The organism is Halorubrum sp. SD612 (assembly GCF_002135005.1).
Genome location: NZ_NEWI01000022.1, coordinates 1 through 22,381 on the forward strand (window position 1 = coordinate 1; position 22,381 = coordinate 22,381).

Genomic DNA, 22,381 nt, shown 5'->3' on the forward strand with positions numbered 1-22,381 from the left:
CCGAGGTCGGCATCTCGACCGGCAAGATCCACGCCCGCGGGCCGGTCGGACTGGCGGGGCTCACCACGTACAAGTACTACCTCGAGGGCGACGGCCACCTCGTCGCGAGCTACAGCGGCGAGGACGCGGTCCCGTTCACGCACCGCGAGCTCGACGGCGCCGAGTGGACGCCGGGCTCGCTGTCGACGCGATAGCGACGGCGCCGATACCCCGTCGGTCCGATCGCCGCCAGTCGGTCGGCCCGTGACTGCGCGGACCGCGAGGGGCGGGCAGCCGACCCGTGCCAGTCGTCACTCGCCCGTCGCGCCGGGGACGATCGTCACCGGCACCGATGCTCCCTCGGCGACGGCGAACGCGGTGTTCCCCTCTCGGAGCGACGCCAACTGACCCTTCGACCGGTGGCCGATCACGATGTGCTCGACGGCGACGTCGTCCGACATATCGACGAGCTGTTTCCCGACCGCCGTTCCGGACCGAAGCCCACTCCGGTCGAGATGTTCGAGCGTGACCGTCGTCCCAACGCCGATATCCTCGACGAACGACTCGATCTCGTCGCGGAAGCTCCGCTCCGCCCCAGACGCGCTCGCGTTGCTGATGACGTGGGCGACCGTCAGCGACTGACAGGTCGCCTGGGCCAGCCGCGCCGCGGTCTCGATCACCGCCTCGTAGCGGTCGTCGTCGCTGATGGCAGCGAGAATAGCCATACGCCTCTCACGTGTCAGATAATATTAACCGTTGCTCCGGTCGAGGTCGGTCGTCCGTTCGCCCCGCTCGTCGCCCGCCGGAGGCGCGGGCGCCACCGTGACGGGCCGGAGTCCTCCCAGTCAGGCGTCGAACTCCGGCAGTCGCCCGCCGTCGACGGCGACGTTCTCGCCGCTGACGTACGCGGCGGCGTCGCTCAGGAAGAACCGGAGCGGCGCGGCGACGTCCTCGAAGCCCGCCGGGCGGCCGCGGGGGAAGTCCTCGACGCCGGCCTCGGTGTTCGAGACGGCGAACGGCGAGACGGCGTTGACCGTGATCCCGTCGTCGCTGGTGTCCGCCGCCAGCATCCGCGTGAACATGAGCACGCCCGTCTTCGCGACGAAGTAGGGGAAGTTCACGGGGTGGGCGTGCATCCGGTCGCTGTCGGCGAAGCCGAGGTTCACGATTCGGCCCCACCCCTGGTCGCGCATGGCGGGCAGGGCCCGACGCGAGCAGAGCACCGTGCCGTAGAACGTCGTCTCGACCACGTTCCGCCACGACTCCCACTCGATGTCGCTCCAGTGGCGAGCGTCGAAGTCGCCGACGTTGTTGACGAGGATGTCGACCGACCCGACCTCAGCCTCCACCGTGTCGAACAGCTTGTCGACGGCGTCCGGGTCGGTGATGTCGGCTTGAGCGGTGACTGCGGTCCCGCCTCGCTCGCGGACCTCCTCGGCGGTGGCGGTCGCCGCCGCCTCGCTCTCGTTGTAGTGTACCACGACGTCGGCGCCGCAGTCGGCGATCGAAAGCAATAGCTCGCGGCCGACGCGCTTCGCGCTGCCGGTCACGAGGGCGGTCCGTCCGCTCAGGTCGGGGCGTAGCTCCATGCGGGATCCATGTACCGGATCGCTCCTAAGCGTTCCTCACGGATCGCGGCGTCGGCGGTCGGTGGTCGGCATCGCCTCGAAAAAGCAGTGGCGCGACGGCGACCGGCGATTCGACCGCCGGGTTACTCGTCGTCGCCGCCGTCCGTGAGGATCTCGACGTCCGTCGCCTCGCCGGGTTCGGACAGCGACGGGTCTTCGGCGGTCTCCTCGGTCGTCGCCTCTTCGTCTCGCGTCCACTCTCGCGGAGTGCGTCCGTGACACATGGTACAGTATAACATACTGATTGCGGAGGATTAAATCCTCGGTCGCGATCGGCCCGTATCGACCGCGAAAGGCCCTCGCAGCCGGCCGACCGCTCGTTACGCGACCGGTGCCGACGCGGGTCCGGCGGAGTGGCCGCTAGGGGGAGACCGGCGGTGGGAGGTCGACGAGCAGCGACACCGCGACGGCGACCGCCACTGGGGCACGAGCAGGAGCGACGCGACCGTCTGCCACCACCGTCCCGGCGCGCGAAACCGACCCGCGTTCCGCGCCGCCACCGGGTTCGCCGCGACGGCCACGTCCCCGCCCGAGAGCGTGGCCCAGTACGCGATCAGCGGAAACAACGCGACCGCGAGCGGGGAGTCCGCCGGCAGCGCGGTCCCCACTCCGACGGCGACGGCGAGGTTGATCGGGAGCGGCGCGAGCGCGCAGACCCGAATGACGCTCGTCGACGTCGACGGCGGAATCGTCGCGTCGAACTGCCCCAGGGGAATCCCGCTCGCGTGTTCCGGGAGAAGCGTGATCTCGGGGGTCATGCCGGCCAGTCGCGCCACCGCCGCGTGCGCGAGCTCGTGCGGTCCGACGAGGATAGCGACGAGAGAACGTAGCGCACGGACTGCCATCGGACGCTCACTCGGCGTCCCGAACGGTCGTGTGACGGGCAGGTTCAGCCGGGTCGGTCGCGGCGTCGGCGGCCGCTCCGCCTGCTCCGAGGTCGTCGTCACGCATACAGCTTAGCAACGGTCAGACGGCGCTTCAATCCGTCGCCCACGCTGACAGCGACCCGAGAGGGCCGTCGCCGCAACGACACACGCGCCGCCCGAACGTCCCCGTGGAGAGGGTGTCACTGGGAGCCGGCGTACACGTCGGTCCTGCTCACCCCTGAAGGAGGTTCATCACCTCGTCGGCCACGCCGGGCTCAACGGCGACGACGTAGCGCTTCCCCGGCGTGAGCGTCGTGTCGGGACGGGCGACCTGTTGGGCGTCCGCGGCGGAGACGACCAGGGTACCGTCCGGAAACCGGACCTGCGTGAGCGACTTCCCGGCGGCCGGCGCTCCCTCCGCGATGCGGACGAGCATGATGTCGAGGTCGCCCGTCACGTCCGTCAGCGCTTGGACGTCGTCACCGACGATCTCGTTCGCCGCCACGCGGGCACCTGCTCGCTCCGGGAACAACACCGCGTCGACGAACCGCGTGTACGCCTCGCCGGCGGCCCGGTCGATGCGAGCCACCGTCCGAGTCCCCGGAGAGAGCTCCCTGGCGGCCAGACAGACCGCGAGGTTGAGCCCCGTCTCCCCGGTGAGCGCCGCGACGACGTCCGCCCGTTCGACGCCGGCCTGCTCGATGATGTCGGGGTTCGTCGCGTCGCCGCGGATCACCGTGGCGACGTACTCGTCTGCGATCTCGGAGACGACGTCTTCGTCCCGGTCGACGATCGTCACCTCGTGGCCGTGGTCTGCGAGTAACTCAGCCGTTTGGAAGCCGACACGTCCGCCGCCCGCGATCACGATGTCGAGTGAACTCGTCATGGATTCAGTCCTCCGTCTCCGGAATGGCTGTCGCGTCTGCCGCCGCCGAGTCCGCGTCCGGTTCCGCCCGCAGTCTGTTGAGCGCGAGATACGCGGCGCCGCCGAGCAGGATCCACGCCGCGCTGAGCGCTAGCGCCAACGGGTCCGTCCGCAGCAGGTACTCCACGAGCACCCCGGTCAAGACCAGGTTGAGCGCGATGCCGATCAGCGGCGGGGCCGGATAGAACGGCATCTCGTATGGACGGTTCATGTCGGGTCGCTCGCGTCGCAGTCTGATCGCGGCGACGTTGACGATGACGAACGAGAGCAGGAAGAAGAGGCTCGACATGTTCCCCGCGCTCTGCGTCGGCAGCGCGACGGAGCCCAACATGACCACGGCGCTCGCGAGGATCGCGACGAACGGCGTCCCGTATCGGTGGTGGATCTGGCCGAACGAGGGGAGCAACTGCCCCTCGCGTCCCATCGAGAACGCGACCCGCGAAGAGGCGATCACGACTGCGTTTAGCGCCGTCAGCGTCGAGAACACGGCGCCGAAGACGACCAGCGCGCCGCCGTTCCGGATGATCGGGAGCCCGGTCGGCATGAACGAGGTCGCCGCCGTGGCGATCCCGGCCTCCCCCGCCTCCGCGAGCCCCTCTGCCCCGAGCGTTCCGACGGCGACGGTGACCACGGCCAGGTAGACGACCACGGTCACGGCGAGGCTCACAAAGATCGCCTTCGGAATGTTCTCCCGGGGATTCTTGACCTCCTCCGTGACGGTCGTGATGAGGTCGTACCCCTCGAAGGCGATGAACGTGAGCCCCATCGCCGGTAGGACCGCTCCCGCTCCGCCGCCCGCGGGGAACAGCGGCTGGAACTCGGCGCCCGAGAACATCGGCGACGCCAGCCCGAAGGCGACGAACACCACGAGGATACTCACCTTGATTATCGTGAACACCGTCTCTGCCTTCCCGCTGGCGGCCGTTGAGACGGCGTTGAGCGCCACCAACACGAAGACGGCGACGAACGCCAGCAGGAAGCCCGGGCTGACCTGCGCGCCGACGACGGGAAGGATGACGTCACCGACCTCCTCCGGCGGAGCGACGGCCCCGTAGACGTGGAGCAGTTCGAGGAAGTTCGGAGCGAATCCCAGCGCGTAGAGTGCCCCGGCGATCATGTACGCGAACCAGAGCATCCAGCCCATGATGAACGACGAGAGGTCGTCGAATATCTCCCGGACGAACGCGTATCCGCCGCCGCTCTTCGGGATCGAGCTGGCGAGTTCGGCGTACGACAGGCCGGTGAACGCGGTGACGACCCCGTTGAGCGCGAAGACGACGATCGCCGCCGGACCGGCGATTTCCGCGGCCAGTCCGGTCAGTACGAAGATGCCGGCACCGATCATCGCCCCCATGCCGATCATCGTCGCGTCGAGCAGTCCGAGCTCGGCTTCCGGAGAACGAGTCTCGCTTCCGCTCATCGGTCGTGAAAGCCGATTCCCGTATCGTCCATCGTACGCCCCGAAGCTGGTACTCTCGTCACTTTATACCCCGGGTAAATTCGGGAGTCGCGGAATCGTGGCGGGGCCTGATACGCCCGCCCGGCGGCAGCGCGCTGGTAGTTGTTCCAGAGGGCCGGAATCCGGCCCGGATTAAAGCCGTCGGAAGCCGAGGGACGACACGATGACCCAGTCAAAGCGATTCGTCATCGCCGGCGGCGGGCGAGTCGGACTCCAGACTGCGGAGAACCTCACCGAACAGGGCCACGAGGTGCTGCTGATCGAGGTGGACGCGGACCGCGTCGAGAAGCTGTCCGACGCGTACCTTGGCCCCGTGATCCACGGCGACGCCACCGAACAGTCGATCCTCAGGCAGGCGGATCTCCGAAACGCCGACGCTATCGCGGCGCTGACCGACGAGACGGAGACGAACACGGAGATCTGTATGACCGCACACCACCTCGCGCCGGCTATCCGGACCCTGGCCAGGTCGGAGTCGCGGACCGAACAGGAACACGGCGAGGTCGTCGACGCCACGCTGCTACCGCAGTCGCTCGGCGGCGACCACGCGGCCGATATGCTCACCGGCGAAGAGATCCGAACGCTCGTGTTCCCCACCGCCGACCTCGACATCATCGAGGTGACCGTCTCCGAGTCCGCCCCCGTCGCGGGACGCCGGCTCGACGAGATCGCCCTTCCGGCCGGGAGTCTCCTCATCTCCACGTCGGACCGAGAGTCGCTCGCCGGTCCCGACACGCTGCTGGAACCGTCAGAACAGTATATCCTCGCCGTCGAGTCGGACGTCGTCGACGAGGTCGTCAAACTCTTTCGCGGGTGACCTCGCCCGACGGCCGCGACCGCCGTCGCGACCGCTCAGGGCCCGTTCGTGACTGGGTGTTTCTCGTCGCTCGTCGCCCAGATTCGATATAGCGATATGTGATTTACGAGTTCCGTCTCAAACGACATTCCGGCTTCGCGCATCCGACAAATTTGGACGCACCCGAGCGAATCCGACCCACTCCGGAATTATTACCCCCGGCGCTCACGCAGCACGGGGTATGACCGACTCCGACTGGGGCGACTGGCTGCCGCGCGCGGTCGCGGACGCCGACCCCGACACGGTGGCGCTGTGGTACCTGGGCTGTAACGGCTTCGCGATCAAGGGGAGCGAGGGGACCGTCCTCTGGATCGACCCGTACGTGGGCACGGGCGACCCGCCGCGGACGGTACGGATGATCCCGATTCCCTTCGACCCCGAGGACGTCGAAGTCGCGGACGCGGTGTTGGCCACCCACGAGCACACGGATCACGTTCACGGGCCCTCGCAGGCGCCGATCCTCGCCAACGCGGACGCTGACCTCGTCGCGCCCGACGACTCGCTCGCGGTCGCGCGCGAAGAGGAGCGGTGGACCGACGAGTACGCGATCGACGACGCCCAGTTCACCGAGGTGACGGAGGGCGACGAGCTGCGGATCGGCGAGTTCACCGTTCACGTCGTCGAGACCCGCGACGCGGACGCCACGCATCCGGTGGGTTACGTGATCGAACACGACGCCGGGACGGTGTTCCACGCCGGGGACAGCAAGCCGTCGCCGACGTTCGAGGGGCTCGCGGAGCGGTTCGACATCGACCTCGGCATCCTGGCGTTCGGCTCGGAGGGCACGATACCGGACAAGGAGACGGGCGAACCGGTTCAGACGAAGTGGTACAGCAACGAGAACGAGATCGCGACGGCCGCGAACGACCTCGGCCTCGACCGCCTCGTCCCGACCCATTGGGACATGTGGAAGGGGCTGACCGCCGACCCGACCGCGCTCCACGACCACGTGCGGAGCTACGAGTCTCCGGATCGGCTGGAGATCGTGGAGATCGGCGATCGAATAGACCTGTAGACGGGAGCTGAGCGGCCGTTTTCGCGGCGTATCGGTTATCACCGGCGAAACCCGGCCCGTGGAATTTAAGCCCCTGCTCCGGGACCGTGGAGTATGAGCGAACGGACGGCGGAGGCGGCCATGACCGTCGACGAGGACGGCATCCGCGTCGAGAAATCCTTCACGGACGACGCGTTCCCCGTGCCGGCGGTGATGTACACCCTCTCCTCACACCGTGAGGACCCCGTACGGGTGCGTATCGTCGACCGGATCCCGGAGTCGTTCCCGATGGACCGAGTGGGGTTCCACCCGGAGTACGAGAGCGAGAACTGGACCGCGTACAAGGACCACCGCGTGGAGTTCGAACGGGTGATAGACCCCGACGAGACCGTCGAGACGGTGTTCGGGATCCGCGACGACGACCCCGACCTCGACGGGTTCCTCGGCACGCCGGTGATCGAACACGTGCCGGTCGGCGAGGAGATCGAAGACGTCCTCGGCGCCGGCGACACGGACGCCGTCCGAGAGGTGCTCTCCGGCGACCGCGCGACGCTCCCCGGAATGGCGGAAGAGGACGAACTGTTGGCGGGAGACCCCGCGGAGTCCGGTGAGGGCGCCTCGGCCCGCGATCCCGGCCCGGAACCCGCGGCGGAACCGGAACCGGAGGCAGAGAGCGCCACGGAAGCCGCCGCCGGCCGCGAAACCGAGGCCGATCCTGAGCCCGACACCCCCGAGCCGCGAACGGTCGCCGACGACGGGACGGCCGCGGTGTCCCCACATGAGGGGGAATCGGTCGGCGCCGCGGTCGAACCCGAGGTCGGAGCCGAAGAGACAACCCCTGCCGATGAGCCCGACGAAACGCCCGAAACAGACGACACAGCCGCCGAGTCGGCCGTCGAAGACGAGCCGGAAGTCGCCGACGAAGACGGAACGGAAGCCGACGAACTCGACGGAACCGACGAAGCCGGCGTACCCGACGAAGCCGACGAGACGGACGAGGCGAGTCTTCCGGGTGAAGGCGGCCTCGCGGCCGCGTTAGCGGCCGAGATCCGCACCGGAGCGGCCGACGAGGAGGACATCGAGACCATCGAGAGGGCGTTCGACGCGAGCGTGCCGCGCAGCGTCGACGTGCGGATCGCTCGACTCCAGTCGAGCGTGGCCGACATCGAGGCGTACGCCGACGCGCTCGCGGAGTTCATCGACGGCGAGGGGACCGCCCGAGAGATCCTCGACGGGATCGACGAGCGTGTGGACGCCGTCGAGTCCGAGGTCGACGCCCTCGACGATCGCCTCGACGACGCGGAAGACGATCGCGAGGAGATCGAGTCGGACGTCGCCCGCGTCGACTCCGCGGTCGCGTCGACCTCCGACGCGGTCGATGCGGTCGACGAGCGCGTGGAGACCGTCGAGACCGACCTCGATGCGGTCGAAGACGACGTGCGCGGCGTGGAAGACGACGTACAGGCGGTCGAAGACGACGTTCGCAGCGTGGAAGGTGACGTGCGCGGCGTGGAGGACGAGGTCGCGTCCGTCGAGGAAACCGTCGAGTCGGTCCGAGACGGCGTCGCGGCCGTCGAGAGCGACGTCGAAGACCTCGCCGACGACGTCGGCCGGGTGGAGGGGACGGCGGACGCCGCCGCGGAGACGGTCGACGACCTGGGCGACGACGTGGAGACGCTGTACGAGGAGGTCGACAGGGCGGCCGAACGGGCCGAGAACGCCGAAGAGCGGGCCGAAAGCGCCGAGGACCGCGCGGCCGGCGTCGCGGAGCGCGTCGACGACGTGGAGTCCGGACTCGACCGCTTCGACGAGGAATTCGACGACCTGTGGGACGACCTCGCGGAGGTGGACAGCCGGCTCACCGACATCGAGGACCGGCTCGGAGAGGACCTCGACGACGTTGCCGCCGAGCTAGATGAGATCAACGACCACCTCGACGAGCTCGACGAGTTCCGTACCCGGCTCAACGAGGCGTTCGGCCCGTAGCCGCTCCGTTTCGACGATCGAGCGGCGACGCCGAACGCCGTCGGCGGCACCCCGGTTGAAAAACGCAACCCGTTTTACGCGCGCGGTCGCAAATGGGGCAATGACAGACCCGGTCCCAGTCGCCGTGCCCCGGAAGGGGCGCCCGCTCGAAGCGGTCTTAGAGCGGATCGCGACCGTCGCGAGCGACGACCGCCTCGACCGGCTCGCGGACGGCGTGAGCAACACGCTCCGATACGAGAAGGCCGTCACGAAGGGGTCGGTCGACGCCGACGAGGGCCCGTACGAGCGGCTCGCGGAGTACTCCGACCCGACGACGGCGGCCGAACCGGAGTACACGCTGCTGCGCGACGACCGGGACGGCAAGCCGCGGCGAATCGTGTTCGACGCCGCCACGGTAGATCTCGGCGACGTGACGGTCAAGCTCGTCGGCCGCGAAGAACCGTTCCGTGCGCTCCGAACCCACGAGTTCGCGCTCGGATTCGACTCCGCCGACCTCGTCTTAGAGGAGGTCGTCGGGATCCGAGGGGGCGGGCTCGGCGACATCTCGGACATCAACGACCGGATCGACCCGGTCGACACCGACGTGCGCGTGGTGACCGGTCTCGGTGACACGGTGTACCACACGCTGATGGGACGCGAGGACCGACGCAGACCGGGAGAGACGTACGACCGCGCGTATCTGGCCGACTACGAGGGGTCACTGTGTATCTCGCCGCGGTACGAGCGCCTCGTCACTGCCGTGTTAGGGACCGACGCGCTCGACGGGGTGGAGTTCGTCTACCCGGAGGCCGACGAGGAGGAGGAGGCGGCGATAGCCAGAGTCGGTCTCGGCGTCTACCTCACCGTCACCGGCTCGACGGCGCGCGAACACGGACTCGCCGTCGGGGAACACCTCTTCCCGAGCGAGACGGTCCTGATGCGTAACGCGGCCGAGACCGACGATTCGGTCTCCCGCGTCCTCCGGGCGCTCGAACGAGAGGCTCCCGACTCGGAGATCCGCGTCTGATACCAGAGATAGTATAGCGGCATGAGATGTACGCGTTCGAGTCGGGACGACGTCCGGCGCCGATGTGTGCCGTTTCGAACCGGCACCCGCCGAGTACTATCGCCAGTTACCCCAGCGTTCTCGCACTACGACTCTCGTCGCCGCACCGAACGGCTCGCGCAGAGCGGGGAAAGCGATTGGGCCGACGGACGACATCCGGGGCCGATCAGATTCACATTGCCGTCCGTTGGGCATCGCGTGTCCTAATTGAATATCTTGGATTGTATAACTAGTGATTGGAACTAATGGTACTAGAGAGTTGGATAATAAACTCAACCCGGCCAAAATGTGGTCCTGCTCACTGAGATAAGGTCACTTATCCAGAAATCTAGGATAGATTGAAGTCACGGCAGCGAGAACGGTCGTCCGAGAACGATGGGAGGCGATCGACAGTCGGTGAAGACGTACGTGCCGACGGAACAGAAGGACGTGTGGCGCGACCACGCCGACGAGCTCGACATGTCGCTGAGCGAGTTCGTCAGGACGATGGTTCAGGCCGGGCGGAGGGGGTTCGCGCCGACCGGATCGGAAGGTCGGGAGGAGCCCCCTTCCGAGCCCGCCGACCCCGGGGGTAGCGACCTCAAAAAGCGCGTCCACGCGGCTCTCGAATCGGGGCCCCGCTCGTGGGGCGAACTCGTCCAAGCGGTGGTCGGCGACGTGGAGGACGAACTGGAGGAGACCCTCGACGAGCTACAGGAGCGCAATCGGATCCGGTACAGCGGCCGAGAAGGGGGGTACGTGTTGACCGATGAGTAGCGCGAGAGCGTCTCCGGACCCCGACGACCCCGTCGGCTACTTCCTCGAAGACCTCACCTACCACGGAAAGACGGACCGGACCAGGGCGGCGTACGAGCGCGTCCTCCGGCGGTTCGAGGCGTTCCTAGACGACGTTGATCCGGAGGCCGCGACGCACCGCGACTGTATGGCGTTCGTCCACTCGCTGCGGGGTGAAGTCGCCGACAGCACGGTTGCGACGTACGCGGCGTACCTCCACCGGTTTTACGGGTACATGACGGAGGTAAAGGCCTTCGACGGTAACCCGATGACGCTGGTGATGGAGGAAATGGACGAGACCGTCGATAAGGACCCGGCCCGCCGCGACGTCTCGGTCCCTGCGATGCGCTCGTTCGTCGCCGGAATCCGGCACCCGCTCCACCGCGCGCTGGTGGTGACGCTCCTCAAGACCGGCATGCGGGTCGGCGAGCTGTGTAACCTCGACCTGCGAGACCTGTCGGTCAGCGACCCGGACCTCCTCAACGCGGCGTACTCGCTCGGGGGACGCCCGGCGCTGTCCGAACGGCCGGACTCGATTTTCGTGACCGCCGAGGCGACCGTCGGCGAGGAGCTGAACGGGGAGGTGCGAACGGCCGCGAACAAACGGAAGCGCGGGACAGTGATCCCGGTCGACGACGAACTCCGCAGAGCGCTGAAGGCGTGGCTCGCGGTGCGTCCGGACTCGCCGTCGCCGGCTGAGCCGCTGTTCGTCGGCACCGCGGAGGGATGGGGGGAACGATTGGAACCGCAGGCGGTCAGACACGTCGTCGAGCGGCACGCCCGCGAGGAGGGGTGGTACCGGACCGGCGGCGGCGCCGACGAGAACGTCACGCCCCACTACTTCCGCCACTTCTTCACGACGCACCTCCGCGACAGAACCGGCGACCGCGGAGTGGTGAAGTACCTCCGCGGCGATGTCGCCGACGACGTGATCGACACGTACACGCACAACTGGGGGGATCAGGTCCGGGAGGTTTACGAGGCGAACGTCTACCGACTCTTCGCGTGAGAGTGGTTCCAATTTCGTCGTCCCAGTAGCGACTCGTTTCGTTCGAGCGCAGCCACGTAAATCGTATGTGGCTATATCCAAGCTGTGGGGCCGGTCGCGAAGATACCGGGGTGGTCGCACACGAGCACGGTGGGCTGAACCCTTCCGAAAATAGTCGACGGCGCGGCCGGCCGCTCGAACGGTCCGCGTGTCGACTGACGGCGAAGCACCGTGTCACTCACATGTCGGAAAAAACGGTGAGGCAACGACGATGGCGCTCCTGAGAGTGCCGCCCTCACCGGCCTGTCCGTCCTCGCCGGGACGGCGGTCACCGCCATCCTCTGTGTCGGACCCCGACGGCTGTCCCGCGCGGCGAACGGCTTCGGCGACCGCTCTCGCGACGTAGCCTCGTGCCTCGCGGCGGCGCCGGCGGACCGCGAGCCGGTACCCGGTTCCGGCGAGCGGTACGGCTGGGCGCTCGCGGAAGGGACCGGCGCGGCCGCGGCGCTCGGGGAGCGCGCCCGCGACCGGGGCGGCGACGTAGCCGCCGAGCGATTCCGCGAGCGGCGCAACCGGTTCGTCGACTGCGTCGACACGCACCGCGGCCCGGCCGGGCCTTGGTACGAGAAGCTCTCGCCCGCGGGGAGCGACGGCGGCCCCGTACCGCCGGAGCTGCCGGGCGTCGAACCAGACTACCACCCCGCGAGCGCCCACTTCGAGAGCTGGCGCTCCGGGGTGCGGTGAGCGCGGAGAACGGCTCGGGCGACCGAAAGGAAAGAGTGGGCGCGGTCCGCCCGACGCTCACTCCTCGTCGAGGAGGCTCTCGACGAGAGCCTCAGGGTCGAATCGCGTGATGTCGTCGTACCCCTGCCCGGTTCCGAGGAAGAGGATCGGTTTCCCGGTGACGTACGCGACCGAAATGGCGGCGCCACCGGAGGAGTCGGCGTCGGCCTTCGTCAAGATTGCGCCGTCGATCGCGGCGGCGTCGTTGAACTCTTTCGCGCGGTTGACCGCGTCCTGCCCCGCGACGGCCTCGTCGACGAACAGCGTCATGTCCGGGTCGACGACGCGGTCGATCTTCTCCAGTTGCGCCATTAGGTCGTCGCTCGTGTGGAGCCGCCCCGCCGTGTCGCCGAGGACGACGTCGACGTCGTTCGCCTCGGCGTACTCGACGCCGTCGTAGATGACGGCCGCCGGGTCGCCGCCCTGGTCGTGGCTGATTAGGTCGCGGCCGAGCCGGTCGGCGTGTTCGCGGATCTGCTCGTTCGCGCCCGCGCGGTACGTGTCGCCGTTCGCGAGGACGGATGAGTAGCCTCGGTCACCGAGCCACTCGGAGAGCTTCGCGATGCTCGTCGTCTTCCCGACGCCGTTGACGCCGGTGAAGACGATGGTGACGGGTTTGTCGGCCTCGGCGATCCGCTCTTCGAAGTCGAACTGTCCGACGGCGATGACGTCGAGGAGGGCGTCGTGGAGCGCAGACTCGACGAGTTCGCCGGTCGTCTCGACCTGCTTGCGGGACTCGCCGAGCATGCTCTCGCGGACGCTGTCGAGGATCTGCTCGGCGACGCTCATCTCCACGTCGCTCTCGAGCAGCGCCATCTCGAGGTTCCACAGCGGCTCCTCGAGGTCTTCCTCCTCGATGATGATGCGCCCGGTCGCGAACGCCTTCGCGCGCTGGAAGGTACTCGGCTCGTCGTCGTTCGACGACTCGTCCGAACCGCCCGCGTCGCCGTCGACCGCCGAAGGGGATTCCGCGGTCGCGTCGGCGCCGCTCTCGGCGGTCGTCGCTTCCTCGGGCGGGGCCTCATCCTCCTCGGCCTCCGTCGACTCCTCGACGTCCTCGCGGAAGCCGGAGAGCTTGTCTTTCAGTCCGTCGAACACGGTATAGTCTCCGTCTTACTCCCCGTCGCCTTCCTCGGCCTGCTGCATCTGCTGCATCTGCTGTTGCTGCATCTGCTGTTGCATCTGCTGGGCCTGCTGTTCGAGCTCGTCGCTCTCGGACTCCAGCTCGTCGACCTCCTCCTGCGTCTCCTCGGTCCGGTCGTCGAGCGCCTCCTGCTTGCGCCGGAGGACGTCGATCGCGTCGCCCTGCTCCTGCTCCGCGGAGTAGTTTCCGCCGAGCGAGACGATGACCTCGTCGATGTCCTGGACCTCCGCGCGGAGGTAGGCGCCGCCGCCGAGCGGGACCTGAACGGTCGCGCCCGTGTCGAGGGTCTTGATGGCCTCGACGGCGTCGTCGATGTCGGCCTTCTCCTCGCGGTAGTCGGCGATTTCGCCTTCGAGGGCCTCGATCTCCTCGTCGAGCGCCTGGATCTCCTGTGAGAGCTGCTGGAGCTGCTGTTGTCCGCCGCCCATCATGCCTCGGACACCTCCTCGATCTCGATCTGGGTGCGCTTCCGGTTGTGCTGGCTCCCGACCGTGGTGTAGATCCGCTCGCGGGCGAGGTCCTCGTTCTCCGCCTCGATGTCCTTCGTGAACGGCTGGTCGCCGTCTCGGCTCTGGAACCGTCCACTCACCGTGTAGGTACTCATGTTCCCCGATCCGGCAGGGACAGGGAAGTATCTTCCTAAAAGGCGACAGGCGGCCGCGTCATCGCGGACCGCCCGCGACGACGGCCGTCACGGCGTCGCGTCACGGAAATCGTGTGCCGAGGGAGGTCATCCCGAGAGGTCCGCGCGGCGGAATCGGACGATAGCGATCGCGAGGAGGACGGCCGTCGCGGCGAGCAGGACTGCGGCGCCCGTGAGGTCGTACTCGCCCAACACCAACACCGCGGAGGGGTCGTAGTGGGCCGTCGGGCTGACGTTCCCGGCCGCGGCGTAGTCGGTGCTGGCGACGAGGGAGTCGAACATGAACAGCGCGAACAGTCCCCCGAGCGCGACCCGCTGAGCGACCCCCGGCCGCGAGAGCAGCGTCGAGACGGCGATACCCGCCGCGACGCACGCCACGTGATACGGCACCGCGAGCGCGTGGACCGCCGCGAGGCGTTCGACCGCGATCGTCTCGCCGACCGCGACGACGCCGACGTACGCGACGACCGGCAGCACGACATTGAGGAGGACGACGAGCGGAACCAGTCCGAGAAACCGACCGATCACGACGTCACGTCGCGCGACGGGCGCCGACAGCGTCAGGTCCATGCGACCGGAGGCGATGTCCCCCGCTATCGTCCCGCCGGCGAGGTACGCCAGGTACAGCCCGACCAGCAGGAGCCAGGCGAACTGGTAGAACTCAACCGCGAGGAAGCCCTCGATAGATGAGATGGCGATGATCCCGAACGCCTCCCGGACCGCGGGCGGGAACGCCTCGACGTACGCGTCGAGGTCGACGTCCGCGGTCGCCAGGGACGGGAAGAACGCGAGGAACACCAACAGGAACGAGGAGAGCAGGCCAGTCAGCACGACCGTTCCGCGGGCCCGGCCGGCGGCGTCGTACCGTGCGATCGCGAGCCACGGGGTCGCGCGGTCGCTCATCGCTCGTCACCCCCCGATTCGGCGGTCGGATCCGCGTGCGCTCCGCGGTTGGTCGACGCCTCGGCCTCCTGACGCTCGCCGCCGCCGATCGGTCCCGGAACGTCGCCGTCGTAGAACGTCATGAACGCCTCTTCGAGCGGCGCATCGACGACGTCGAGGTCGAGGACGGTGTACCTCGAGAGCAGGTCGACCAGCGCGTCGTACTCGCCGGTCCACGTGAACGAGACGGTCTCCCCGACGCGCAGATTCATGATCCCGCGGAGCTCGAAGTCGCCGCGATCGACGTCTTCGGCGACGCGGATCCGCACCTGCTTGCCGCCGCGAGAGCGGAGGTCCGCGACCGACTCGACCGCGACGAGGTGCCCCTCTCGGAGGACGCCGACGCGATCGCACAACGCCGCCACCTCGCCCAGCACGTGGGACGAGAGGAGGACGCTCGCCCCGTCGCCGACGCGCTCGCGGACGAGGCCCGCGAACTCCTCTTGAAGCAGCGGATCGAGTCCGGAGGTCGGCTCGTCGAGCAACAGGAGTTCCGGGTCGTGCATGAACGCGGCCACCAGCGCGACCTTCTGCCGGTTTCCCCGGGAGAGGTCGCCGATGCGGCGCGACTCGTCGAGCCCGAAGCGTTCGACGAGGCGGTCGCGGCTCGACTCCCCGCGGAGCGCCGCTTGGTGGTCTAAGAACGCGCCGGCCGTACGGTCACGGTCGAGCCCCGGATCCCCGGGGAGGTACCCGATCCGCTCGCGTGCGCGACGCGACGCAACCGGGTCCGTGGCGTCGCGCCCGAGGAGCGTCGCGCCGCCGTCCGTCGGCGACAGGAACCCCAACAGCGTGCGGATCGCGGTCGTCTTCCCCGCGCCGTTCGGGCCGAGGAAGCCGAACACCTCGCCGTCCTCGACGGTGAAGGAGACGTCTTCGATCCCCCGGACGTCGCCGTAGTACTTGGAGAGGCCGCGGCACTCGATAGCGGGCATACCGTCCTCAACTCCGCTGTAGCTCTTAAATGTGGGAGTACGGGTTAAACGGAGACGAGAAGGGGGGAGACGAACCGCTCAGTCGATGAAGCCGAGCGTCTCCTCGATCCGCCCCAGTTCGGGGCCGGTGGTGTCCTCGCCGACGACGTACCCCTCGTCGGTGGCGAGGAGGCCGGAGCCGACGAGCGGCGCGCCGTAGTTGATGGTGCCGAGGTCGGCGCGGACGTCGAGCGCCTCCTCGACCGCTTGAAGCTCCGACTCCGTCGACTGTGGATGACACAGCACGCCCGTGTCGTTGGCGACCGCCGCGGTTCCGACCGTCCGGACGTCCCCGAGATCGCCCCGGGTCACGGGAACGTCGAGCGCGTCTTTGATCGTCCGGATCGATTCGCGCGAGAGGTCCGGGTGGACGTACGCGCCGTAGTCGTTCGCGAGGACGACGTTCCCGGCGGCGTTGATCTCGCCCGGGAGTTCGCGCACCGGGACGCCGGCGGCGTCCGCGATCCGCTCCTTCTCGCGCTCGGTCGCGCGCGAGGAGACGAGGATCCCGTTCTCGTTGCCCGTCGCGAGGGATCCGACCGTGTTGGACCTCCCGACCGTCGTCAGCAGCGGCTCCGCGCCGAGTTCCGCCCCGAGGTCCTCGGCGAGCGCCTCGTCGACGTCCGGTCGGATCAACAGGAGGTCGTCGACGGCGCGGGCGAACACGCCCACGTACGACGAGCCGGTGAATGTCGCCCGTAACACGTTACTCGGCGTGCTCGGCCTCGACGACCGGTTCGCCGTCCTCGACAAACCGAGCCGCGCGGACCCGCACCGTGCTGGGCGGGTTCTGGCGCCCGTTCGCCCAGACGGCCTCGTTGACGGAGCCGTCGATGATCACGTCGCCCTCGTCGACGGAGAAGTGCTTCGCGAGGTGCTGCCGCGTGATCTTCATCGCGTAGTCGGCGCGCTGCTGGACGGGCTTCTCCTTGGCGTCGCGGAGCGGGACGGTGACGACGCGCTCCTCGAAGTCGTTCGTCGACATTTACTCGTCCAGGTCGTTCCGGCGCCAGTTGCGCCGCTTGGGGTTTCGCGTCACGTTCATGTCCGTCTTCATCATGACCCACGCGGGGACGCGGGTGTTCTGGCGCTCCGCCTTCGCCAGACGCTTCTTTTGAGCCTTCGACTTGTCTCCCATAGTGGCGCATACTTTCCGCGGGGCGCATAAAACCCCTTCCATACGGGTCGCGCGAGGCGCCCGTGAGTCCCCGCTCCGTCCGGGGCCTCCCCCTCGCGGCCGCTACAGTTCCCGTTCGGCGACCCCCATGTAGATCCGACGACAGCGGTCGAGGGCTTCCAGGCTCGCGCTCTCAGTGTCGGTGTGTGCCTCGCCCGGCTCGGAGGCCCCGCAGACGAGACAGTCGGTCCCCGCCCCCGCGAGCCAGCCGGCGTCGGTCGCGTGCGGCTTGGTGACGTGTTCGGGCGCGTCGAAGCCCGACTCATTGTGGACTGCGCGGGCGACGTCGAGGGCGGCGTCCGCGAACGCCGCGTCGCCGCAGGCCATCGGCGGGAGGTCCTGATCGACGACGAGCTCGACCCCGGCCGTCGCGTCGGCGACGCCAGCCAGATCGGCTCGGTCGCCCGGAACGGTACGCTCGTCGACGGTCGCCTCGCAGCGCTCCGGGATCACGTTCCACGTCTCGCCGCCGTCGACGATCGTGACCGCCAGCGACCCCGACACGTCGTTCCCGAGGACCGTCGCCTCCGGGGCGTCGAGCCCGCGGACCGCGTCGATCGCGTCGCAGGCGCGGTAGATCGCGTTCTCGCCCGCCTCCGGCTCCGAGGCGTGGGCCGCCTCCCCGTGCGCGACGAGCCGCGACCCGCGGCGGCCGCGGTGGGCGACGGCGACGTCCGTCACGCCCGGCTTCGAGTAGTTCGTCGACCCCTCGGCGACGACCGCGCGTTCCGGGGCGAACCCCGCGTCGATCGCGTGGCGAGCCCCGTCGCCGCCGACCTCCTCGCCGACGAAGGAAGCGAAGATCAGCTCCCTGCCCTCCGGCGGCGTCGCGTCCCGGAACGCGAGCATCGCGGCCGCGACCGACCCCTTCATGTCGGCCGTGCCGCGGCCGTAGATCCGACCGTCGCGCCGCTCGACGACGTACTCGCCCTCCGTCCCCTCGCCGGCCGTCTGTTCGGGCGCGGGCGGAACGACATCGTGGTGGCCGACGAGCGCGAGCGAGTCGGCATCGGGGTCGTCGGTCGCGCCCCTGAACGCGAGCACGTTGCCGGCGTCGTCGCGCTCGATGCTCGCGTCCGTCTCCGCGCGCAGCCACTCCTCGATCGCGTCGCCCGCTGCCGTCTCGTCCTCGTGCGATGGGATCGAGACGAGCCGCTCGGTGAGGTCCGCGAGTTCGTCCATGGACTCAGTGACGGCCGTCGCCGCATAAGCGCGTCCCTCACGTCGGGCGCGGCGAGCGCGGGCCCCGGAGCGGGCCGGCGCTCAGGTCGTGAACAGCTCCGTGTCGTCGGGCACCGCGAACAGCCCGAGCCGGACCCCGGCGTCGAGCCAGCCGTAGCCGTACGAGTAGGAGGCGAGCGCGTTCACCGGGTCGCCGTCGTCGCGGAAGTGGCGGCCGTCGTCGAGGTACGACTCCGCCATCTCGGTCACGTCCGCCGCGGCCTCGCCCAGCGGCGTGTCCGCCGGCGGGCGCGGCTCCGCGACGGCCAGCGCGTCCGCGAGCATCCGCTCGTAGCGGTCCGTCTTCTCCTCAAGATCGGCGGGCATGTCAGAGCGTTCCGTCGGGCGGACAAAAGCGGTCGGGTATTTTTGCGCTCGCGACCCGTTACACTGGACTGATGAAGTCCCGCCCTCCCGCAGGGGGCCGATCGGCCCTCGCCCTCGTGGTCGCGACGAACCTCCTCCCGCTCGCCGGCGTCGTCGGGTTCGGCTGGCGCGTCGGCGAACTGCTCGCGGTGTATTGGATAGAGGTCGCCGCCCTCGTGATCGCCCACGCCGCCGCCGCGATGTTCGCCGAGCGACCGATCCGGCTCGAAGACCGCTCGTTCTACATCACCGGCTACGACGAGGACGCCGAGCGAGACGAGGTGTGGGAGACCGACGCGGAGCCGGTTCACCTCGTCTCGTGGCTCCCGCCGATCTACCGGCGGAACTTCCGCGTCGTCCGCCGGTCGCTCGGGGTGTTCGCGTTCATGATGTTTCCGCTCTTGGCGGTCGGCTGGGAGGCGCTCTCGTACCTCACGCCCACGGTCGGAGTGGCGACGCTCGGCGTCTGCGGCGCGCAGGTCGGGGAGGTGCGTCGGGAGTTCTTCGCCGAGCGCGCCTACGAGGACCAGTCGCCGTACATGGTGGTCGAGGCCGCCCAGCGCGTCGTCTTCTTCTACTTCGTCGTCGCGATACTGACGGTCGTTTCGGTGACATTCGGAATCGCCGTGATCGATGTGGTACTGGCTCCCGGGCTGCTCGACGGCGTCGCCGACGCGGTCCTCCTCGTTCCGTACCTCCTCCCGATCGCGCTCGGGAAGGCGACCGTCGAATGGAGCCGGCGGCGCGCCTTCCAGGAGGACGACCCGGACGGGATCGCGACGTGGTTTACCGGCGAGGACGCCAGGCGCGACTGGAAGAAGGACGAAGAGTCCGTCGGAGACGCCTGACGACGCGGGGCGCGGTCGCGTCGGCGATGGGAGGGAAGCGAACGCGGCGAGGAGACAGGACGCGGCCGGCGTCGCGGTGCCGAAAGCGCAACGCCGATACGCTCGGCCGCGAAACGGCGGGGCATGTACGAGGCCGTTCACGCCTATCCCGACGGGGAGGCAACCGTCGCGCGCCACGCCGCCACCGCGGCCCGGCACGGGTACGACGGGATCGTGGTGCGGACGCGCGACGCGCTGACGGCGGCCGGGGACGGCGGTCCGAGCGCTGCGGACCGCGGCGAGAGCCCGGCTCGCGACCCGGAGGCGCTCCGCGAGGAGTACGGGATCGACGTCGTCGACGCGGTCGAGATCGACGCCGACGATCCGACGAGCGCCTCGGGCGCGGTCGGAAACTACCGGTCCGACCGAACCGTGGTCTGCGTGGTCGGCGGCGACGACGCGCTGAACCGGTTCGCGGTCGAGCAGGCCCGCGTCGACGTCCTCGTCCGGCCGATGGCGGGCGGCGGCGACTTCAACCACGTCCTCGCGAAGGCGGCACGGGACAACGGCGTCCGGGTCGAGTTCGACTTCGGCCCCGCGCTCCGCGAGACCGGCGGGAAGCGGGTTCGGGCGCTCGCCGACCTCCGGAAGCTCCGGGAGATCGTCGCCCACTACGACGCGCCGTACGTCGTGAGCGCGAACGCGCGGTCGCACCTCGGACTCCGCGCGCCCCGCGAGTTGGTCGCGGTCGGCGAGGCGATCGGCTTCGACGCCGAGGCCGTCCGCGCGGGGCTCCGGGCGTGGGGCGACCTCGTCGAGCGTAACCGGGAGCGGCGCTCCGAGGGCTTCATAGAGCCGGGGGTCCGACGTGGCAGGTATGAAGAAGACGGTCGCTGAACACGCCGAACGGTTCTCCGAGAAGGCCGCGTCGTACGACGACTCGAAGAGCGACGAGTACCAGGCCTGCGCGAGCCTCGTGATCGACCACGCGTCGCCGGGGGCGGACGACGTGGTCCTCGATCTGGGAGCCGGGACCGGGGCCATCGCGCTGGCGCTCGCCGAGGACGCCGAGCGCGTCCTCGCCCGCGACATCAGCGAGGGGATGATGGACGAGGGGCGGCGGAAGGCGGCCGACCGCGGCCTCGAAAACGTCGAGTTCGCGTACGGCGAGTTCCGCGACCCCAGGATCGACGCCGACCGACCGGTCGACGTGGTCACCTCGAACTTCGCGCTCCACCACCTCGCGGACGACGAGAAGCGCGAGGCGATCCGCGTGATGAGCGAGACGGGCGCTCGGCGGATCGTCCTCGGCGACGTCGCCTTCTTCGAGGAGCCGGACCCCGAGGCTCCGTTCTACAGCCCCGAGGTCGACGACCCCGCGACGGTCGGCACGCTGGTCGAGGCGTTCACCGACGAGGGGTTCGCGGTGACGGCCGTCGAGCGCATTCACGACCAGGTCGCGGTGATCGTCGCGGAGCGCGTCCGCGAACTCCCGGCGTGATCTCGCCGTGAAGCACCTCCCCAAACACCTCCGGCCGCGGTGGCGGTACCTCGCCGTCGGGATCGAGACGTGGCCCGACGCCGAGGTCGGGCGGCGCGCGTTCCAGCGCGCGCTGTGGTACAGCGCCGGCAACCTCCTCGGGGACGCCGGCAGCGCCGACGCGGACCTCACGCTTCTGTCGTTCGCGCACGCCGACGGGACCGGGGAGGCGGTCGTCCGGGTCAGACACGGCCACGTCGACGAGGCGCGCGCGGCGGTGGCCTGCGTGAGCGAGGTCGACGGCGAGCCGGTCGGAATCCGCGTGCGGGGGATTTCGGGGACGGTACGTGCCTGTGAGGAAAGATATATGGGTCGCGCGACCGCCAGTTCGACACAGCGAGACGTCGCGTTCGAGGGGTCCAAGCGGCCCGCGGTCGTGCGCGGAGACGCGTGCGACGTGGAGACCGAGTCGGACCGCGTCGGCGCGACGACGTTCGACACCGAGTGATACCATGCAGGGACAATCCCAACAGCAGGCGTACGACCGCGGCATCACCATCTTCTCACCGGACGGTCGACTCTACCAGGTCGAGTACGCCCGGGAGGCGGTGAAACGAGGGACGGCGAGCGTCGGGATCCGCGCCGAGGACGGGGTCGTCCTCGCGGCCGACAAGCGCGCCCGCTCCCCCCTCATGGAGCCGGAGAGCATCGAGAAGCTCCACAAGGCCGACGACCACGTCGGCGTCGCAAGCGCGGGCCACGTCGCCGACGCGCGCCAGCTCATCGACTTCGCTCGCCGGCAGGCGCAGGTCAACCAGCTCCGCTACGGCGAGCCGGTCGGGATCGAGACGCTGACGAAGAACATCACCGACCACATCCAGCAGTACACGCAGGTCGGCGGCGCGCGCCCGTTCGGCGTCGCGCTCATCGTCGGCGGCATCGAGAACGGCGAGCCGCGCCTGTTCGAGACGGACCCGTCGGGCACGCCGTACGAGTGGCAGGCGCTCTCGATCGGCTCCGACCGCAGCGACCTCCGCGACTACCTGGAGACGGAGTACGAGGAGGGCATCTCGACGGACGAGGCGGTCGGGCTCGCGCTCGACACCCTCGCGCAGTCGAACGACGGCGAGCTGTCCCCGGACGGCGTCGGCGTCGCGACGATCACCGTCGACGACCCCGAGTACGCCGAGCGGCCGGTCGACGAGATCGAGTCGATCCTCGACGAGCGCGACCTGCTCGCGACCGACGAGGACGAGGCCGACGACGAGGAGTAGCGCGGGCCAGCGCGGCACCGAAGCGACTACTTTTGCGGCCGCGAACGCCG

28 protein-coding genes and 1 pseudogene are annotated in these 22,381 nt (G+C 69.1%); 12 read left to right on the forward strand and 17 right to left on the reverse strand.

The genetic code is table 11. The features are described 5' to 3' along the window. Positions 1 to 194, forward strand: a pseudogene (locus B9G38_RS04180) (gamma-glutamyl-phosphate reductase); the annotation flags it as partial. A 96-nt stretch (positions 195 to 290) separates the two neighbouring features. Here B9G38_RS04180 and B9G38_RS04185 read toward each other — a convergent pair. The 6 genes from B9G38_RS04185 to B9G38_RS04205 form a co-directional block, all read right to left on the reverse strand. Further along, complete coding sequence (locus B9G38_RS04185; RefSeq protein ID WP_086219593.1) at positions 291 to 704, reverse strand: universal stress protein; 414 nt, start codon at positions 702 to 704, stop codon at positions 291 to 293. A 120-nt stretch (positions 705 to 824) separates the two neighbouring features. Then, positions 825 to 1,568 carry an SDR family NAD(P)-dependent oxidoreductase gene (locus B9G38_RS04190; RefSeq protein WP_086219594.1) on the reverse strand — a complete coding sequence of 248 codons (744 nt, stop codon included), beginning with the start codon at positions 1,566 to 1,568 and terminating at the stop codon, positions 825 to 827. A gap of 122 nt (positions 1,569 to 1,690) precedes the next feature. Beyond that, on the reverse strand, positions 1,691 to 1,831 hold the full coding sequence (locus tag B9G38_RS18010) for a hypothetical protein (RefSeq protein ID WP_158093819.1): 141 nt from the start codon (positions 1,829 to 1,831) through the stop codon (positions 1,691 to 1,693). A gap of 96 nt (positions 1,832 to 1,927) precedes the next feature. Beyond that, positions 1,928 to 2,452 carry a hypothetical protein gene (locus tag B9G38_RS04195; protein WP_143415362.1) on the reverse strand — a complete coding sequence of 175 codons (525 nt, stop codon included), beginning with the start codon at positions 2,450 to 2,452 and terminating at the stop codon, positions 1,928 to 1,930. A 253-nt stretch (positions 2,453 to 2,705) separates the two neighbouring features. Then, entirely contained in the window at positions 2,706 to 3,359 is a 654-nt protein-coding gene (locus B9G38_RS04200) for a TrkA family potassium uptake protein (RefSeq protein WP_086219596.1), read from the reverse strand. 4 nt (positions 3,360 to 3,363) lie between these two features. Further along, complete coding sequence (locus B9G38_RS04205; protein WP_049929521.1) at positions 3,364 to 4,818, reverse strand: APC family permease; 1,455 nt, start codon at positions 4,816 to 4,818, stop codon at positions 3,364 to 3,366. 202 nt (positions 4,819 to 5,020) lie between these two features. Between B9G38_RS04205 and B9G38_RS04210 the strand changes: the two genes are divergently transcribed. The 6 genes from B9G38_RS04210 (at position 5,021) to B9G38_RS04235 (ending at position 11,521) form a co-directional block, all read left to right on the forward strand. Next, positions 5,021 to 5,674: a TrkA family potassium uptake protein gene (locus B9G38_RS04210; RefSeq protein ID WP_086219597.1), complete on the forward strand. Its 654-nt coding sequence runs from the start codon at positions 5,021 to 5,023 to the stop codon at positions 5,672 to 5,674. 220 nt (positions 5,675 to 5,894) lie between these two features. Beyond that, on the forward strand, positions 5,895 to 6,728 hold the full coding sequence (locus tag B9G38_RS04215; protein WP_086219598.1) for an MBL fold metallo-hydrolase: 834 nt from the start codon (positions 5,895 to 5,897) through the stop codon (positions 6,726 to 6,728). A gap of 93 nt (positions 6,729 to 6,821) precedes the next feature. After that, positions 6,822 to 8,693 carry an alanine-zipper protein gene (locus tag B9G38_RS04220; protein ID WP_086219599.1) on the forward strand — a complete coding sequence of 624 codons (1,872 nt, stop codon included), beginning with the start codon at positions 6,822 to 6,824 and terminating at the stop codon, positions 8,691 to 8,693. A 100-nt stretch (positions 8,694 to 8,793) separates the two neighbouring features. Beyond that, entirely contained in the window at positions 8,794 to 9,699 is a 906-nt protein-coding gene (locus B9G38_RS04225) for a hypothetical protein (protein ID WP_086216360.1), read from the forward strand. Positions 9,700 to 10,113: 414 nt separating this feature from the next. After that, a complete protein-coding gene (locus B9G38_RS04230) occupies positions 10,114 to 10,494 on the forward strand; it encodes a DUF5805 domain-containing protein (RefSeq protein ID WP_086219600.1) in 381 nt (126 codons plus the stop codon). Next, a complete protein-coding gene (locus tag B9G38_RS04235; RefSeq protein ID WP_086219601.1) occupies positions 10,487 to 11,521 on the forward strand; it encodes a tyrosine-type recombinase/integrase in 1,035 nt (344 codons plus the stop codon). Before B9G38_RS04230 ends, B9G38_RS04235 begins: the two co-directional genes overlap by 8 nt. 213 nt (positions 11,522 to 11,734) lie before the next feature. Here B9G38_RS04235 and B9G38_RS18015 read toward each other — a convergent pair whose 3' ends face one another. The 11 genes from B9G38_RS18015 to B9G38_RS04290 all read right to left on the reverse strand — a co-directional run bounded on the left by B9G38_RS18015 (position 11,735) and on the right by B9G38_RS04290 (position 18,711). Beyond that, a complete protein-coding gene (locus B9G38_RS18015) occupies positions 11,735 to 12,100 on the reverse strand; it encodes a hypothetical protein (RefSeq protein WP_158093820.1) in 366 nt (121 codons plus the stop codon). Between the two features lie 201 nt (positions 12,101 to 12,301). Further along, positions 12,302 to 13,381, reverse strand: coding sequence for a signal recognition particle-docking protein FtsY (gene ftsY / locus B9G38_RS04245; protein ID WP_086219602.1), 1,080 nt, complete (start codon positions 13,379 to 13,381; stop codon positions 12,302 to 12,304). Between the two features lie 15 nt (positions 13,382 to 13,396). Next, positions 13,397 to 13,855, reverse strand: coding sequence for a prefoldin subunit alpha (gene pfdA, locus B9G38_RS04250; RefSeq protein WP_086219603.1), 459 nt, complete (start codon positions 13,853 to 13,855; stop codon positions 13,397 to 13,399). Beyond that, positions 13,855 to 14,031: a 50S ribosomal protein L18Ae gene (gene rpl18a / locus B9G38_RS04255; RefSeq protein WP_049929511.1), complete on the reverse strand. Its 177-nt coding sequence runs from the start codon at positions 14,029 to 14,031 to the stop codon at positions 13,855 to 13,857. Before rpl18a ends, pfdA begins: the two co-directional genes overlap by 1 nt. A gap of 126 nt (positions 14,032 to 14,157) precedes the next feature. Continuing rightward, a complete protein-coding gene (locus tag B9G38_RS04260; protein WP_086219604.1) occupies positions 14,158 to 14,973 on the reverse strand; it encodes an ABC transporter permease subunit in 816 nt (271 codons plus the stop codon). Then, positions 14,970 to 15,947, reverse strand: a complete 978-nt coding sequence (locus B9G38_RS04265) for an ABC transporter ATP-binding protein (protein WP_086219605.1) — start codon at positions 15,945 to 15,947, stop codon at positions 14,970 to 14,972. Before B9G38_RS04265 ends, B9G38_RS04260 begins: the two co-directional genes overlap by 4 nt. Positions 15,948 to 16,025: 78 nt before the next feature. Next, the gene (locus tag B9G38_RS04270; RefSeq protein ID WP_086219606.1) at positions 16,026 to 16,691 is read right to left on the reverse strand and encodes a translation initiation factor IF-6; all 666 of its coding nucleotides are present in this window, start codon (positions 16,689 to 16,691) and stop codon (positions 16,026 to 16,028) included. Position 16,692: 1 nt separating this feature from the next. Next, positions 16,693 to 16,971: a 50S ribosomal protein L31e gene (locus B9G38_RS04275; RefSeq protein ID WP_049929507.1), complete on the reverse strand. Its 279-nt coding sequence runs from the start codon at positions 16,969 to 16,971 to the stop codon at positions 16,693 to 16,695. Continuing rightward, on the reverse strand, positions 16,972 to 17,124 hold the full coding sequence (locus tag B9G38_RS04280; protein ID WP_004050128.1) for a 50S ribosomal protein L39e: 153 nt from the start codon (positions 17,122 to 17,124) through the stop codon (positions 16,972 to 16,974). 102 nt (positions 17,125 to 17,226) lie between these two features. After that, positions 17,227 to 18,345, reverse strand: a complete 1,119-nt coding sequence (locus B9G38_RS04285; protein ID WP_086219607.1) for a M20 family metallopeptidase — start codon at positions 18,343 to 18,345, stop codon at positions 17,227 to 17,229. 81 nt (positions 18,346 to 18,426) lie between these two features. Continuing rightward, positions 18,427 to 18,711 carry a DUF357 domain-containing protein gene (locus B9G38_RS04290; protein ID WP_086216485.1) on the reverse strand — a complete coding sequence of 95 codons (285 nt, stop codon included), beginning with the start codon at positions 18,709 to 18,711 and terminating at the stop codon, positions 18,427 to 18,429. A gap of 71 nt (positions 18,712 to 18,782) precedes the next feature. Here B9G38_RS04290 and B9G38_RS04295 point away from each other — a divergent pair, with 71 nt between their 5' ends. From B9G38_RS04295 to psmA, 5 genes are all read left to right on the forward strand, one after another. Further along, positions 18,783 to 19,598: a DUF6498-containing protein gene (locus tag B9G38_RS04295; RefSeq protein ID WP_049929504.1), complete on the forward strand. Its 816-nt coding sequence runs from the start codon at positions 18,783 to 18,785 to the stop codon at positions 19,596 to 19,598. Between the two features lie 123 nt (positions 19,599 to 19,721). Then, positions 19,722 to 20,474, forward strand: a complete 753-nt coding sequence (locus B9G38_RS04300) for an RNase P subunit p30 family protein (protein WP_086219608.1) — start codon at positions 19,722 to 19,724, stop codon at positions 20,472 to 20,474. Continuing rightward, positions 20,455 to 21,078: a class I SAM-dependent methyltransferase gene (locus B9G38_RS04305; RefSeq protein ID WP_086219609.1), complete on the forward strand. Its 624-nt coding sequence runs from the start codon at positions 20,455 to 20,457 to the stop codon at positions 21,076 to 21,078. Before B9G38_RS04300 ends, B9G38_RS04305 begins: the two co-directional genes overlap by 20 nt. 7 nt (positions 21,079 to 21,085) lie before the next feature. Further along, complete coding sequence (locus B9G38_RS04310; RefSeq protein ID WP_086219610.1) at positions 21,086 to 21,565, forward strand: Rpp14/Pop5 family protein; 480 nt, start codon at positions 21,086 to 21,088, stop codon at positions 21,563 to 21,565. Between the two features lie 4 nt (positions 21,566 to 21,569). Further along, entirely contained in the window at positions 21,570 to 22,331 is a 762-nt protein-coding gene (psmA, locus tag B9G38_RS04315) for an archaeal proteasome endopeptidase complex subunit alpha (RefSeq protein ID WP_086219611.1), read from the forward strand. The last annotated feature ends 50 nt before the right edge of the window (positions 22,332 to 22,381 follow it).